This window comes from Pseudomonas sp. HK3 (genome assembly GCF_052920985.1).
In genome coordinates, this window is record NZ_JBREXD010000001.1 from 329,665 (window position 1) to 344,116 (window position 14,452).

The following is a 14,452-nucleotide window of genomic DNA, read 5'->3' on the forward strand; positions in this document are numbered from 1 at the left end:
GCATATTGCCTCTATTATTCTTAATACGCTGCAGATTCATGGATAACCTTACAGATTCACTTAAAACCATATTCGGCTTTGATGGCTTTCGCCATGGTCAGCAACAAACGATCACTCAGTTATTACAGGGCCAAAGCTCGCTGGCTATTTTTCCGACAGGCTCGGGGAAGTCCCTCTGTTATCAATTTACCGCTCTGCAATTGCCAAATTTAACTTTAGTTGTGTCACCGCTATTGGCTCTAATGAAAGATCAAATTGATTTTTTAAGGCATAAAGGCATTGCCGCTGCCAGTTTAGATTCAAGCCTAACCAGTGATGAATATCGGCAAGTGATGCAAGATGTTAGACACGGTAACATTAAAATTTTAATGATCAGTGTCGAGCGCTTTAAAAATGAACGCTTTCGTGAATTCATAAACACCGTAGCCATTTCAATGCTGGTCATCGACGAGGCCCACTGCATATCGGAATGGGGGCACAATTTTCGCCCCGATTATTTAAAGCTACCTAGCTACCAAAAAGCCCTGAATATTCCGCTAACACTGTTACTAACCGCAACAGCCACCAAAAAAGTGAAGTTAGACATGGCTGAAAAATTTAACATTCAGCCCCAACATATTGTACAAACTGGGTTTTATCGACCGAACCTTGACTTAAGTGTGGCACCCGTCACTCAAGACATCAAAAATAAATCGTTAGTGCAACACATTCGCCAACAAACCGGGGCCGGCATTATTTATGTAACGCTGCAACATACCGCCGAAAAAGTTGCTGCTTATTTGAATCAGGCCGGTATTTCTGCCAGTGCCTATCACGCTGGCTTTGATAGTGATAAGCGTCAAACCATTCAAGCCAATTTTATGGCTGATCGTGTTCAGGTTATTGTCGCCACCATTGCATTTGGTATGGGCATCGATAAAAGTAATATCCGTTTTGTTATGCATTATGACTTATCCAAATCGATCGAAAATTACAGCCAAGAAATTGGCCGCGCAGGACGTGACGGCCAAGCATCCAACTGTATTACCTTTGCCAACCTAGACGGCATGAATACCGTTGAAAACTTTGTCTATGCCGATACACCAGAGCAATCAAGCATAGAAGCCCTATTTCATAACATTATTCAAAACACCCATAATAAACAGTGGGAGATGCAAACGCTTTCATTATCAAAAACAACCAATATTCGAGCACTGCCATTAAAAACATTATTAGTACAGCTAGAGATATTAGGCGCCATTGAACCCGCTTACAGTTATTATGCAGAATATCGCTTTAAGTTGTTAGCCGATAAATCTACCCTGCTCAATCAATTTGATGAGCGCCGCCAAGTATTTTTACAACAAGTATTTAATCACACAAAATTCAATAAACTATGGGCGGTACCCGATTTAGATGCGTGTTATCAACAAAGTCAACTTGAGCGCAGTCGAATTTTAGCGGCATTAGAATACTTACACGAAAAAAACCTTATCGAGCTAGAAAGCAAACAAATGACGGAGGTTTATCATGTCAAATCCGATGTCATTCAAAAATCTGGTTTAGCGCGTGAATTATTTGATTACTTTAAAGATAAAGAAGCAAAAGAAATAAAACGGATTGCCGCACTTGTGCGTTTTTTCGAACTCAATAAGTGCTTAAGTCACATGTTGTCACTGTATTTTGATGATCACGCCTCACCTGAACATTGTGGCCATTGCTCTGTGTGCCGCGGGCAAGTGGCAAAACTTGAGTATTCCAATGCGCCCTCGTGGCCATCTGATGATGATATCAAGGCCAGCTTGCTAGCATTAACCCAACACTCATCGCAGATTCAAACGGCACCATTGAGTATTGATAGCATTTGTCGATTCTTTGCCGGCATGACCACCCCTTTAATCACTCAGCTTAAATTAAAAAAAATAACCGGCTTTGGTTTATGCGAACAATTACGCTATGAAGAAATCAAACAGAAGGTTGCGTCACTGACATAAAAAGGCCTGCATGGCAGGCCTTTTTTATCGTTTATTAATAACGGTATTGACCAAGGTCGATGTCTGATTGCAGCTCAGATGTGAGCCTTTGATAGCGGTCGGTATTGGGTAGCCAAACATAAATAGGCTGATCATTTTTATTCAGATCATAGCCATTATCTTTAAGCGGTCCCTTTAAGTGCTTAAATGTCCCGGTTACTTCCACTTCATTACTGAGCGTTAAAAAAACAGGGATGGCATAATGTGGCAGTAATGTTTTTAGCGTTGATAAAACGTGACTAAAATCCACATCACTTACATCACACCCCAATTTAATTGATGCCATGCCTGCGCGTCCATTGGTATTGGGGATCTCGACGCCATATACAATGGCTTCTTGAATTTCGTCAAGTTCTTCAAGCATCATTTCAACTTCGGTTGTCGATACGTTTTCGCCTTTCCAGCGAAAAGTATCACCCGTACGGTCAACAAACTGGGAGTGCCGAAACCCCATGTCTCGCATTAAATCACCGGTATTAAACCAGCGGTCACCTTGCTTAAATACGTTTTCTAAAATACAGGACTGAGTTTTATTTTTATCGGTATAGCCATGAAACGGTGATTTTTCAGTGATCTCACCGATTAATAAGCCAATCCCGCCTTTTTTCACTTTTTTCAGCCAGCCATTTTTACCCACTACAGGCATGTCTGCTTCTTTATCGTATTCGACAATGGCGTAAGGGTACGGCGACACTCCCACTGTTTTGTCAAAGTTTAGCAAGTTAGTAAACCCAATATTCCCTTCGCTTGATGCGTAAAACTCCATCACACGATCAATACCATAGCGTGACTTAAACTCATGCCAAATAGAGGGGCGCATACCATTACCCACAATGACTTTAACTTGATTATCACTATCAAGTTTTGATTTAGGCTGTTCAAGTAAGTAGCGGCATAACTCGCCGACATAACCAAATGCAGTGGCACCATGCGTACGGATATCCGATAAAAAATGGCTGGCACTGAATTTTCTCACCATAATCAAACAGGATCGGCCAGCCAGTACCGAGCTCCAGCAAACCACCATACCGCTGGCATGATAAAACGGCAATGGCACATACATACGGTCCTGTTTTTGTAAGCGCATCGCCGCGACACCAAATGAGCCATAAGCTTTCATATAACGGCCATGATTAAAAACAACCGCTTTAGGTAAGCCTGTTGTGCCTGATGTATAAATATAAAGGCAAGGATCTAATGACGTTGTATTGTAAGTTGTTGCAGGGTTAGCGGTTGGCCACGTAGTTATTTCTTTTGCTGCGTATACCCAGTTATCGGGTGTGGCGCCCGTATTATTTAACGTATCCACGTCGTCAAAATACAAATGCATATTGTCAGCGATATTGGTACTGCTGCGAATGTCTTCATAGGCTTCGCGGCATTCTTCACCTGCAATAATCAATTTAGGGTTGACCAAATTAATACTATGCAATAATACTTTAGAGCGTTGCGAGGTATTCACCATTGCACTCACGGCACCAATTTTTGCACACGCAAGCACGCTCACTAACAATTCAGGGCGGTTTTCAATTAGCACCACCACGGCATCACCCTTCTTGATGCCAAGGGAAAGTAAGTAATGGGCTAATTGGTTCACCCAGTTATTGAATTTTTGGTAGGTATATTGGCGGTCTTGATAAATTAAGGCGAGACCTTCACCGTTACTATCAACCGCTTGTTCAAAGCATACACCTAACCCAACGGGCTTACTTTGATCCGTGTTGTTCGCAACCTTAATGCCTCGCAGTATACTTGGGAAACTGGATAGAATTTCAGGCATTTTTTGAATTATTTTTGTTGCTGTAATTACATCACTCATAAGACATCCTCTTAAAAACAATATTGTGTGTGTAATCTTAAGTTATTAATATGGCCATTTAGCTCATCAAACTGGCAATTAGTAACATGAGTTAAAGATTAAGGTGCTTACGATACTGACCCGGTGTCACACCAAACCATGCTTTAAATGCACGATAAAACGCACTAGCGTCCTTAAAACCCAGTTTAAGACCGATAGATTCAATGCTGACATTATTGTCTGTTAATTGCTTAACAGCGGATTGCTTACGAATGTCTTCTAATAACAACCGAAAATTAATATCGTGTTGTTTTAGCTTGCGATGCAACGATTGGCGACTCATTTTCAATTCTTGAGCAACATAATCTGCGGTAAAACGACCTGATTCTAAATTACTCGATATTATGGTCTGCACCTGATCTGTAAACTCATCAAGACACAGCGTTTGGCGTTTAAACTGCTCTATTTGCTTCATCATGACATTTTTCATGTATTCACTTGATGAGCGTATCTTTAAATCTAAGTATTCAATGGCTAAATCAATTGAGGATTGCGGCTCATCAAATAACATTTCACAGCCAAACGCTTTTTTGTATTCATTTATATAATCTGGTTGTGCATGTGAAAAACGCACTTTGATGGGGGTAATATCCTGACCCGTTAACTGTCGCCCCCAAGTCAACAAGCCAGATAATAAACGCTCTGTAGCACTGATTGTATTGCTCGATTCTAACGCGGATAAAAACGTAATACGCAAACCCCAAGGGTAGGATTGTAATTGCATACTCTCCCCTTCGTTCATAAGAGAGATATGTTTTTCATATAGTGAGAGCGCTTCTTTTACATCTTGACTGTAGCCAATTAAATAAGAAAGCAAACCTTTTGCCTCTGCGTTTACTTGGCCTCCCACTAATAAACCAATATTATCAGGGGCACCCGCCTGTTTGGCTAATTGCCAAAGCGCATCATGGGATGCTAGAGGTATTCGCATTTCTGGATTCAGACATTCGTCACGTGTTATTTGCGTATCGTCATCCGATACATAACCACGACGTAACAACTCATCATATAAATCTAAATACGCAGGCGCAGAGACAGTTAACGGAGCCCCTGCTGATGTAGTGTGCATGTTTGATTTCATAATCATTATCTGTTTTTTAAATGCTCATCACGTTGCGCAAACCGTACTTCAATATCAATCCAAATTTTATGATCCGCTGAATCATCAAACTCGCTTAAAAGCGCTAACCCGTCACTGATTATCTTCCCAACTTTAACTAAATTCACGCGAACCATAATGAAGCCTATTTATACGCAACTATTTTCCAGTATAGTGCATCAAGCTATTATACTAATACAATGTTTTTAACGGTTATATGTTAAGCCATCGTCGAAGCTCATATGTCAGGCTTCCCAGCAATTAATTAGGTGTTTTATGAAAATATGGGTCGATGCAGATGCTTGCCCTGTGGTAATCAAAGATATTTTATTTAAAGCGGCAAATCGTACACACATTCAAACGACCCTACTAGCTAACCATACTATGACAGTATTAAAGTCACCGTATATTGGCTTTATCCAGGTAAGCCAAGGATTTGATGAAGCCGATAATGAAATTGTTGCTCGCTGTCATAGTGGTGATTTAGTCATCACCTCAGATATTCCATTAGCCGCGGATATCATAGCAAAAGATGGCCAAGCATTGAGCCCGCGAGGCGAGCTATTCACCAAAGAGAATATTAAAAGTTTATTGGGTATGCGTGACTTTATGGACACCATGCGCTCAAGTGGTGAACATACTGGTGGCCCTGCGCCCATGAATCAAAACGATCGGCAGCAGTTTGCTAACCAACTTGATAAAATCATCAACCGCTTCCAACGTACTCAAAGTTAAAATCGTGATTGACGCCCACAAAAAAAGCCCGATGCATTAATGCTTCGGGCATTCTTATTATTATTTTTTTACTATTATAATTTTAATTATTCTGTTTAATCAACGCTAACTTGATAAACCGTTGTTGTACCGGACACTTCATTCCCCACTGCAATAAAATGTTTATCGCCGCGCATAAAGTATTCGATTGATTCTGGCCCTAGGTCACCTGCTGCTTCATTATAAATGCCATTATCACAATCGGTACCATCTACCTCTGTACAAATGTCAGTCGTAAAGTCACGATTATTAACATAGGTTAAGAAGGTTGCCTCGCTTGGTTTTGACACATCATAAGCAGCGATACCACCTTGACGCTCAAGCCCAATAAACGCAATGTGTTTATCTAAAATGCGGGCCACTTCAATGGCTTCTGGCTCAACACCTTTATCATCAGAGCGATCATCATTATCTTGGTTATCATTACTGGTATTAAAATGGCTGGTTGTGTTCGCTTTTTTAGATAGCTCATCACCTGAATCAAATACTTGCTCTCCTGCCATATTCCAAATTGAAAATGAACGGGCTCCATAGGTATAGACATTTTCATTGGCGGCTACATTTTCGTGGTCCGCCACAACTTTCATTCGGCCTAATGTATTTTTATTTGCAATGGTGCCATTTTCACCGTACACCGCTTGATTCATGAGTGGATGGGCCATGGCTACATTCAAATCTTTACCACGAGCTTCATCGGTATACGAAATACAGTCGTCTAGTGTGTTCGCGTATTTGTCTGCGTCTTCATCGTCACCACCTACTTCGTATTCTTTACCGTCCCATACATGGTTTGCCTCATCGCAGGTTTGTTGTGTGGTTTCATAGATATATTCACGGCCATCCCCTTCATTGGCACTTAGCACATAATCGTGACCATCAACGGTAAAAGATGCCACGCTATCAGGCATGTAATAACCCACCAACTGTGGATAACTGGCATAAGACAGCAGCCCATCTTTATTGGTAACGTCTAACTCATAACCTTGACCGCCATCATTCATACTGGCCCAGCTTTTCACGCCCAGACCTTTTATGGAGTCTATTGCAGCTGTTGCAATATCAATAACAGCAAATGCATTGTTTTCTTGTAGTGCAATCACGGCTTTATTATTTGACGTTATCGTGATGTATTCCGGTTCTAAATCTTGTGAAACACTGGCACCGTGTGGCGAAGGCAAACGTACATTGTTTAATTCTGCATGACGCGGCTGGCCGACATTAAAGTCATGAAAATTAATTTGAGTCACCACCGCTTGCTCATCTGTATGGCCCGCTGCAATATTGATTAATGTCACCGAACCTTCTGGGTCATTGCTGTAATCACCACTTGGCTCGCCTTCGTTCGCGGCAATAATGTATTTGGCATCGTCTGTCATGGTAACCATGTCCGGTAACGCACCGGCTGAAAATGCATTCATCAAAGCAAGGTCGTTGCTTTTGTATAACGCAATGATGCCGTCATTTTGTTTCACACTGTTCTCAATCGCGACCGCGACTAAACCATTTTTTGCCACCACCGAATTAGCCGCGCCAATGGTAATGCCCGCATCGCTTGCTGCGGTTTGTAAATTAATGGTGCTGTCTTTAACGGGTTTGCCTTGCGCATCGAAACGCAATACATCAATGGTTTTATCTTGTGAATTAACCACATATAAACGATCGGTGGTTTTATCATAAGACACGATTTCAGCAGAAGAGGTCGCAAAGGCATTACCTGACACATAAGTTCCTATGACATCTAAGCGTAAATTTGAGAAGGTTGCTGGTGGGCTTGGTGCTTGTGTTTTTGGTTCTTCTACTGGGGGAGTATCGATTATTGGTGTCTGGCTTTTGTTTTTATGATCACTGTCGCTGCCGCAACCTGCTAATGCGGTTATACCGGCTGCTAGCATTATGCTCATCAAAGATGGTTTCATATACGTCCCCTAATTATTTTTAGGGGAGGTTACGGTAGAAATGTGAATGATTTTTTACAGTATTATTGCAAAATTAATTCAATTTAAAGACGCTTGTTATTGCCTCAAACCTTTGACTGATCAAAAGCATATTACACACTAGGCAATAACCTTATGTGTTTTAAATTGCTCAACTTCCTTGCTCACTAAAGCCAAGTTCTCGCAATACATGATGACTGTCAGCGCCAATTTTGCCTCCTGTATTACGAATAATATGATCTTTCATAATCGGGTTATTCAGTTGGTGAACCGCCTTACCATTAGCACTTGTGCTTTGTACCCACTGGCGTTGCTTGGCTTGCTCACTGTTACACGCCTCACTAAACGACAGCACGGGCTCGACACAACAATCTAACGAATTAAATACATCGCACCAGTGTTCAAAATCTTTCTGTAAAAACGCGTCGCTCATTGCACCTTTAAACAAGGCAATGTCTGCCGTTTTTTGGCTGCCTGCTTTACCGATATGTTGCTGAATATTGAGTGCTTGGCAAAGCTGCATTAAAAAGGGTGGCTCAAGTGAGCCGACACTCATAAAACGACCATCACGGGTTGGGTAATAATCATAAAAGCTGCCTCCGTTTAGCATGGTACTCTCAGCTTGCGGCTCAACATCGCCCCCTAGAAAACCAGAAGCAAACATGGCATTTAAACTAAATGCACAGTCCGTCATGCTGATGTCCACATGCTGGCCTTGCCCTGTTTGTTCACGCTCTATCACGGCGGCCAAGATCCCCATTACGGCATGGTGTGACCCACCTGCGATGTCGGCAATTTGCACGCCTTGTGGTGTGGGCTTTTCACCTTTACGCCGCGAGTAGTCGGCCACGCCTGACAAGGCTAAGTAATTAATGTCGTGGCCTGCGCGGTCTTTTAATGGCCCCGTTTGCCCATAACCTGTGATTGAGCAGTAAATAACACGGGGGTTAATCTCGCGTAATTGTTCATAACCTAAACCTAAGCGAGTCATAACACCTGGCCGAAACTGCTCTAATACAATGTCGTATTGATCGAGTAATTTTTTCACAATATCCAGTGCAGCAGGTTGTTTTAAATCCAGCGCCAGCGCCTGCTTATTTCGGTTTAAGTAACTATGGGCAGCGCTTTGTCCCGTGGCATCTAATGGTGGTAATGCGCGAACTAAATCAGGGCGGGTGGGACTTTCGATACGCAGCACATTGGCCCCCATATCCGCCAGCATTAAACTGGCATAAGGCCCTGGCAACAAAGTAGAAAAGTCTAGAATATTTAAATTGGTGAGTGCTTGGCTCGACATATTTGTCATCTCATTCTTATTATGACTCCAGCTTATCAGGCCCATGAATCTGGGCCTATACCGATAGCGATCAGAAAAATTGGCCAAAGCCATCACTGAACTAGGTGGCGAAATGCTTCTAATTTGTTGCACAAACGTCCTTACTTTGTCAGGATGAGCCATTGTGAATTTGGGTTCATCTTTTTCTATGAAAACCTCTACCATTGCCAGTCATTACGTTCGAGCGGCCCTTGCGGGTGCGTTAGCTCAAGGTCATGATGCGCAAGCGATTCTTCAAAAGGCCGGAATTGGTCGCGAGATATTGCATGAACCTAAAGCGCGAGTTTACCCAGAAACAATGGCCAAACTGCTGCGCATTCTGGTCACCCTGCTAGATGATGAGTTCCTAGGACAAGACTGTAAGCCCAGCCAACCGGGCAGTTTCGAAACCTTGTGCCAGCTTATAATGCCTTGTTCAACATTAGGCGAAGCCTTAGAAATGGGCTCTCGCTATTACAAATTATTTGATATGGCCCTGCACACCCAGTTTGAGCAAACCGACACGGGCGGGGCACTAGTGATTAATCAGCACCATGATTGCTTGAATAAATCACACTACTTAACCGAGTTTCAATTGGTGTTGTGGCACCGCTTATCCTGTTGGTTAACGGGTAAACGCATTCCTATAAAAGTGGCCGAATTTGCGTATTCAAGGCCAAACCACGCAGATGAGTATCAGCTGTTTTTTTATGGCGAACACAGATTCAACCAGCCTCGAACCTTGATTCGTTTCAACCAAAGTGATTTGGATTTACCCATTATTCGCTCACGCCAAGACCTGCCTGAGTTGATGCAAGAAGCCCCCTATGTGTTCTTGGTAAAACCCAATAATACCGCCAGCATCAATGCTCAAATTCGCCGAATTTTAGAAGTAAACACTGAAAGTGAAATGCCTGATTTTGAGTCTGTGGCGTTTCAACTCAACACCAGTACACAAACCTTACGTCGGCGCTTAAAAGACGAAAACACCTCGTTTCAGGCCATAAAAGATCAAGTGCGCCGCGACTTGGCCATTTGCCATTTAAGTGAAAGTAAATACAGCATTAACGACATTGCACTTAAAGTGGGCTTTACCGAACCAAGCACCTTTCACCGCGCGTTTAAAAAATGGACGGGAGTCACCCCAGGTGATTACCGTGCGGGTGAAACCCAAGACGCATCTAGCAGTACGCCTGCTTAGCCACACCTCAAATTATGCGCACAAAACCACGACTCCTCTAGTAATGTGCGCTTGATCATTACCTTCAGCAATTGCGCCAATGCATATGGTGTTTTTGATCATTGAGGGCTAAGCCTTGCGCTGCCATAGTGAAATCACGCACCAACTGATAATAACTATTTCATACAGAGGTTTGCCATGATTCCACGTACTTTATTCGACAGTGACCTAGAAGGCTTCCGCGACAGTGTTCGTAAATTTCTCGAAAAAGAAGCGATACCGTTTCACGCTCAATGGGAAAAAGACGGACAAGTCAGCCGTGAACTATGGACAAAAGGCGGCGAGATGGGCTTTCTATGCCCGACTGCGCCTGTTGAATACGGCGGTTTAGGCTGTGACTTTCGTTACAGCACCGTGGTCATGGAAGAAATTTCTCGCTCTGGTTGTTCTGGCATTGGTTGGCCACTGCACAGTGATATCGTCATGCCTTATATTGAAAACTGGGGCACACAAGAGCAAAAGCAAAAATACATCCCTCAGTTAATCAGTGGTGAAAGCATTGGCGCCATCGCCATGACCGAACCCGGTGCAGGCTCAGACTTACAGGGCATTAAAACCACCGCTATTAAAAAGGGCGACCACTATGTTTTAAACGGCAGCAAAACCCTTTATCACTAACGGCCAAATGGCTGACCTTGTGATTGTGGTTGCCAAAACCGACCCGACGAAAGGCGCAGCAGGCATCAGTTTATTTTTGGTCGAAGCCGGTATGCCAGGATTTGAAAAAGGCAGTAACCTAGAAAAAGCGGGCATGAAAGCACAAGACACCAGTGAGCTTTTTTTCAGTGATGTAAAAGTCCCGGTTGAAAACTTATTAGGCGCACGCGAAGGCACTGGTTTTATGGCCTTAATGCAAGAGCTACCACAAGAACGTTTACTGGTTGCGCTTACGGCTGTTGCCGCTTGTGAGGCCGCGCTTGAGTGGACCAAAGATTACATTAAAGAGCGTAAAGCCTTTGGTAAGCCTATTTGTAAATTTCAAAACACACGTTTTAAAATGGCAGAACTCATTACCGAAACCAATGCATTGCGCGTGTATACCGACCGCTGCCTTGAGCTTCACTTAGATAAAAAACTGGATATCCCAACAGCCGCGGGGTTAAAGCAAATCACCACCGACTTGCAGTTTAAAGTCATGGACGAATGCCTACAGTTACACGGTGGTTATGGTTACATGACCGAATACCCAATTTGCCGTGCTTGGGCTGATAGTCGAGTGCAAAAAATCTACGCAGGTACCAATGAAATTATGAAAGAGATCGTGGCACGGGCTGAGCTAGGCTAACGCTTCTTTTTACGTTATGAAAAAACCGCGACCATTAAAAATGAATCGCGGTTTTTTTATGCTTATTTTTTATCAATTACGAAATTTGTTTCGCAAAGGTTTTAACACCTTGCGGTATGTCAAACCAATCTTGTTTTTCACTGACCCAAATATGCACCGTTGGTTTAATGATGCGCGTATCCGATAGCGTGCTCGGTTTTAGTTTTAACTTGTTTGGCTCTTGCGGGTTATAGTGATAAAGCCGATTACCGCAAGTGGGGCAAAATTTAGCGGCACTTGTATTGCCGCTATCCGCTTTACGCGACCAGTCTTTCATCTCGCCTTTAAACGTTACGGTACTGGCGTCGACCATGGCCGTAATACTAAATGCACTGGTTGAAAGCTTTTGGCATTCTTTACAGTGACACGCGGCAACTAATGCAGGCGGCTCGTGCAGTTCATAGGTAACGCCACCACATTGGCAAGCTCCCGTTATTGGATATGTTATGTCGTCCATTAATCTATCCCTCACACTTAGCGTTAGTACTAAAAAAACAAAAAAGGCGCATCAATGATGCGCCTTCTTGGGATGAGCGTAAAGATTCAATTATTATTTAGCTTCAGCGCGTCCCATGAACTTACGGTCTTCAACATTAATCTTAATACGATCACCATTAGAGATGTGCTCTGGTACTTGTACCATCAAACCAGTGGATAACTTAGCGGGTTTAGTACGGGCCGTGGCTGAACCGCCTTTTAATGATGGATCTGTTTCAATAATTTCAAGCTCAACACTTGATGGCATTTCGAGCGCAACGGGCGTGTCGTCTACGATGATAACTTGCACGCCTTTTGTGTCTTCGCTAATAAACAATAACTCATCTTCAATGGCATCTTTGTTTAAGCTGTACATGGTGAAATCTTCGCTGTCCATGAACACATATTCGTCACCGTCAGCGTACGAAAATGTTGATGCGCGACGAACTAAGTCAGCTAGGTTTAGCATGTCAGAGTCTTTGAATGTCTCATCAATTTTTTGACCAGTAACCACGTTATACATGCGCATACGATACAAACTGCCGCCCGCACGGCCTTGTGGTACAGAGCGCTCGATGTCTCTTACAATGTAGGCGCCATCGTTATAATCGACAGCAGTATTCTTTTTAATGTCACTGGCTTTAGGCATCTTTGATCACTCTAAGATAGAAAAATTCGGTGGATATTATAATCAAATGCGCCGCTAATGGATAACACAATCTGATAGCAGCGCTTTAACAAGGTGAAATGGTCGGTGCTGTTATATCTTGCGACCATTGCTCAGCAATGTAATTAATAAACTGGCGTATGGCTGGTAACTGGTAATTGCGCGATAAATAGACCGCCCACAAGCTGGTTGAAGGCAATATGTAATCGGTTAGTAAAACATGTAATTGGCCTGACTCAATCAGCGGGTTTGCAAGGTCGCACGGCAGCATGACAATCCCTTTACCCCTAACCGCCAAGCGACATAACGTGCCCAGCTCATTTGCGCTCACACTCCCCTTTACCTGCACACTAAAATGTTCGCTGTCTTTAATCATGTGCCACTGGTTAAATTGCAAATGGGTAAAGCAATTATGATTGGTCAAATCATTGGGAGTCTCAGGCACGCCATATTGCTGAAGATAAACAGGCGATGCACAAATAACAGAATCAAGACGGATCAGCTTACGTGCAATGAGGTTTTCATCTGGCTGATTCGTGTAACGCAACGCAATGTCGATACGCTCGTCCACTAAACGGGATTTACTGTCACTGGCTAACACCACAATGTGCACTTGCGGATGACGCTCGGTGAACCCCTCTCAATGACATCCAACAATAAACCTTGTGCCAAACCTGTGGGCGCGGTGATGCGAATGGTGCCTGAAAGTTGTTGCGACTGGTGCAAAGCATGTAGCTCTAGCTCGCCAGTTTGATGCAGTATTTGCTCACACTGCAATAAAGCGTCCTCTCCCACCGCGGTCAAACTCACCTTACGGGTAGTGCGATGCAGCAAACGCTGCTGTAACCACGACTCTATTTCTTGTACATGACGCGAGACCTGTAAGCGGCTCAAATTAAGGCTATCGGCTGCTTGGGTAAAGCTAGCGGCTTTGGCCACCTCTACAAATGTGCGCATCGCGGTTAGTCGATCCATTACTCATACCCATTAGCATGCTAGATAGACATAATTTATATCAATTTTGAATATTTATCTCGACTTAGTTAACTACTAATCTAGCTTTATCGTCATTTAGACATACTAAAAACAGGAGTAAAACCATGAAAGTAGCCATCTTAGGTGCATCAGGCTGGATCGGTAACACCATCGCAAACGAAGCAAAATCCCGTGGCCACGAGGTTGTGGCACTGGTGCGTGACCCTAGCAAGCTAGACGGTGCTGGGTTCAATGTTTACAAGCTCGACATACTCGACGACCAAGCTGATTTAGCGGCTGCGGTAAACGGCGCTGATGCCGTTATTTCATCCATTGGTGGCCGAGCACAAGGTAACCACGATATGGTTAAACGCGTGGCTGAAAAGCTGCTAAACCAATTGCCTAACACGGGGGTAAATCGCTTACTTTGGGTGGGTGGCGCAGGCTCATTAGAAGTCGCACCGGGTGTTAGCTTGATTAACACGCCAGAATTCCCAGCCGAATATAAAGGTGAAGCCACCGCACAAGGAGAAGCCTTAGGTGTATTTAAAGCATCCAATAGCCCAGTAAACTGGACATTTATCAGCCCTGCCGCTGAGATATTCCCTGGTGACGCCATTGGCCAATATCGCGTTGGTGGTGACCAACTCATCATGGATAACGAAGGCCGTAGCCGTATTTCGGTTGCGGATTACGCCAAAGCCATGATTGACGAACTGGAGTCAGGCCAGCATTCGCAACAACGCATCGGCGTCGCGTATTAAACCATCACATGAC

13 protein-coding genes and 1 pseudogene are annotated in these 14,452 nt (G+C 43.5%); 5 read left to right on the forward strand and 9 right to left on the reverse strand.

Going from position 1 to position 14,452, the window contains the following annotated elements; genetic code table 11:
- Positions 1-38: 38 nt before the first annotated feature.
- The gene (locus tag ACU6U9_RS01465) at positions 39-1,973 is read left to right on the forward strand and encodes a RecQ family ATP-dependent DNA helicase (protein WP_446733310.1); all 1,935 of its coding nucleotides are present in this window, start codon (positions 39-41) and stop codon (positions 1,971-1,973) included.
- Positions 1,974-2,007: 34 nt separating this feature from the next.
- On the opposite strand, the gene ACU6U9_RS01470 is transcribed toward ACU6U9_RS01465, so the two are convergent.
- From ACU6U9_RS01470 to ACU6U9_RS01480, 3 genes are all read right to left on the reverse strand, one after another.
- Positions 2,008-3,831: a long-chain-acyl-CoA synthetase gene (locus tag ACU6U9_RS01470; RefSeq protein WP_446733311.1), complete on the reverse strand. Its 1,824-nt coding sequence runs from the start codon at positions 3,829-3,831 to the stop codon at positions 2,008-2,010.
- Positions 3,832-3,922: 91 nt separating this feature from the next.
- Entirely contained in the window at positions 3,923-4,951 is a 1,029-nt protein-coding gene (locus tag ACU6U9_RS01475) for an AraC family transcriptional regulator ligand-binding domain-containing protein (protein WP_446733312.1), read from the reverse strand.
- A 5-nt stretch (positions 4,952-4,956) separates the two neighbouring features.
- Positions 4,957-5,106: a hypothetical protein gene (locus ACU6U9_RS01480; protein WP_446733313.1), complete on the reverse strand. Its 150-nt coding sequence runs from the start codon at positions 5,104-5,106 to the stop codon at positions 4,957-4,959.
- 139 nt (positions 5,107-5,245) lie between these two features.
- On the opposite strand from ACU6U9_RS01480, the gene ACU6U9_RS01485 reads away from it, so the two are divergent.
- Positions 5,246-5,704 (forward strand): YaiI/YqxD family protein, encoded by a 459-nt coding sequence (locus ACU6U9_RS01485; protein WP_446733314.1) that lies wholly within the window; start codon positions 5,246-5,248, stop codon positions 5,702-5,704.
- A gap of 95 nt (positions 5,705-5,799) precedes the next feature.
- Here ACU6U9_RS01485 and ACU6U9_RS01490 read toward each other — a convergent pair whose 3' ends face one another.
- Both ACU6U9_RS01490 and ACU6U9_RS01495 read right to left on the reverse strand, forming a co-directional pair.
- Positions 5,800-7,659 (reverse strand): choice-of-anchor I family protein, encoded by a 1,860-nt coding sequence (locus ACU6U9_RS01490; protein WP_446733315.1) that lies wholly within the window; start codon positions 7,657-7,659, stop codon positions 5,800-5,802.
- Positions 7,660-7,828: 169 nt separating this feature from the next.
- The gene (locus ACU6U9_RS01495; RefSeq protein ID WP_446733316.1) at positions 7,829-8,974 is read right to left on the reverse strand and encodes a CaiB/BaiF CoA transferase family protein; all 1,146 of its coding nucleotides are present in this window, start codon (positions 8,972-8,974) and stop codon (positions 7,829-7,831) included.
- Between the two features lie 187 nt (positions 8,975-9,161).
- Here ACU6U9_RS01495 and ACU6U9_RS01500 point away from each other — a divergent pair, with 187 nt between their 5' ends.
- Positions 9,162-10,193: an AraC family transcriptional regulator gene (locus ACU6U9_RS01500; protein ID WP_446733317.1), complete on the forward strand. Its 1,032-nt coding sequence runs from the start codon at positions 9,162-9,164 to the stop codon at positions 10,191-10,193.
- Between the two features lie 177 nt (positions 10,194-10,370).
- Positions 10,371-11,517 (forward strand): annotated as a pseudogene (locus ACU6U9_RS01505) (acyl-CoA dehydrogenase family protein).
- A 76-nt stretch (positions 11,518-11,593) separates the two neighbouring features.
- On the opposite strand, the gene ACU6U9_RS01510 reads toward ACU6U9_RS01505, so the two are convergent.
- From ACU6U9_RS01510 to ACU6U9_RS01525, 4 genes are all read right to left on the reverse strand, one after another.
- Positions 11,594-12,013, reverse strand: a complete 420-nt coding sequence (locus ACU6U9_RS01510; RefSeq protein WP_446733318.1) for a GFA family protein — start codon at positions 12,011-12,013, stop codon at positions 11,594-11,596.
- Positions 12,014-12,106: 93 nt separating this feature from the next.
- Positions 12,107-12,682: an elongation factor P-like protein EfpL gene (efpL, locus tag ACU6U9_RS01515; RefSeq protein ID WP_446733319.1), complete on the reverse strand. Its 576-nt coding sequence runs from the start codon at positions 12,680-12,682 to the stop codon at positions 12,107-12,109.
- A gap of 85 nt (positions 12,683-12,767) precedes the next feature.
- Complete coding sequence (locus ACU6U9_RS01520; RefSeq protein WP_446733320.1) at positions 12,768-13,304, reverse strand: substrate binding domain-containing protein; 537 nt, start codon at positions 13,302-13,304, stop codon at positions 12,768-12,770.
- On the reverse strand, positions 13,295-13,675 hold the full coding sequence (locus ACU6U9_RS01525) for a LysR family transcriptional regulator (protein ID WP_446733321.1): 381 nt from the start codon (positions 13,673-13,675) through the stop codon (positions 13,295-13,297). The genes ACU6U9_RS01520 and ACU6U9_RS01525 overlap by 10 nt, the downstream gene beginning before the upstream one ends.
- Positions 13,676-13,800: 125 nt before the next feature.
- Between ACU6U9_RS01525 and ACU6U9_RS01530 the strand changes: the two genes are divergently transcribed.
- Positions 13,801-14,439, forward strand: coding sequence for an NAD(P)-dependent oxidoreductase (locus tag ACU6U9_RS01530; RefSeq protein ID WP_446733322.1), 639 nt, complete (start codon positions 13,801-13,803; stop codon positions 14,437-14,439).
- The last annotated feature ends 13 nt before the right edge of the window (positions 14,440-14,452 follow it).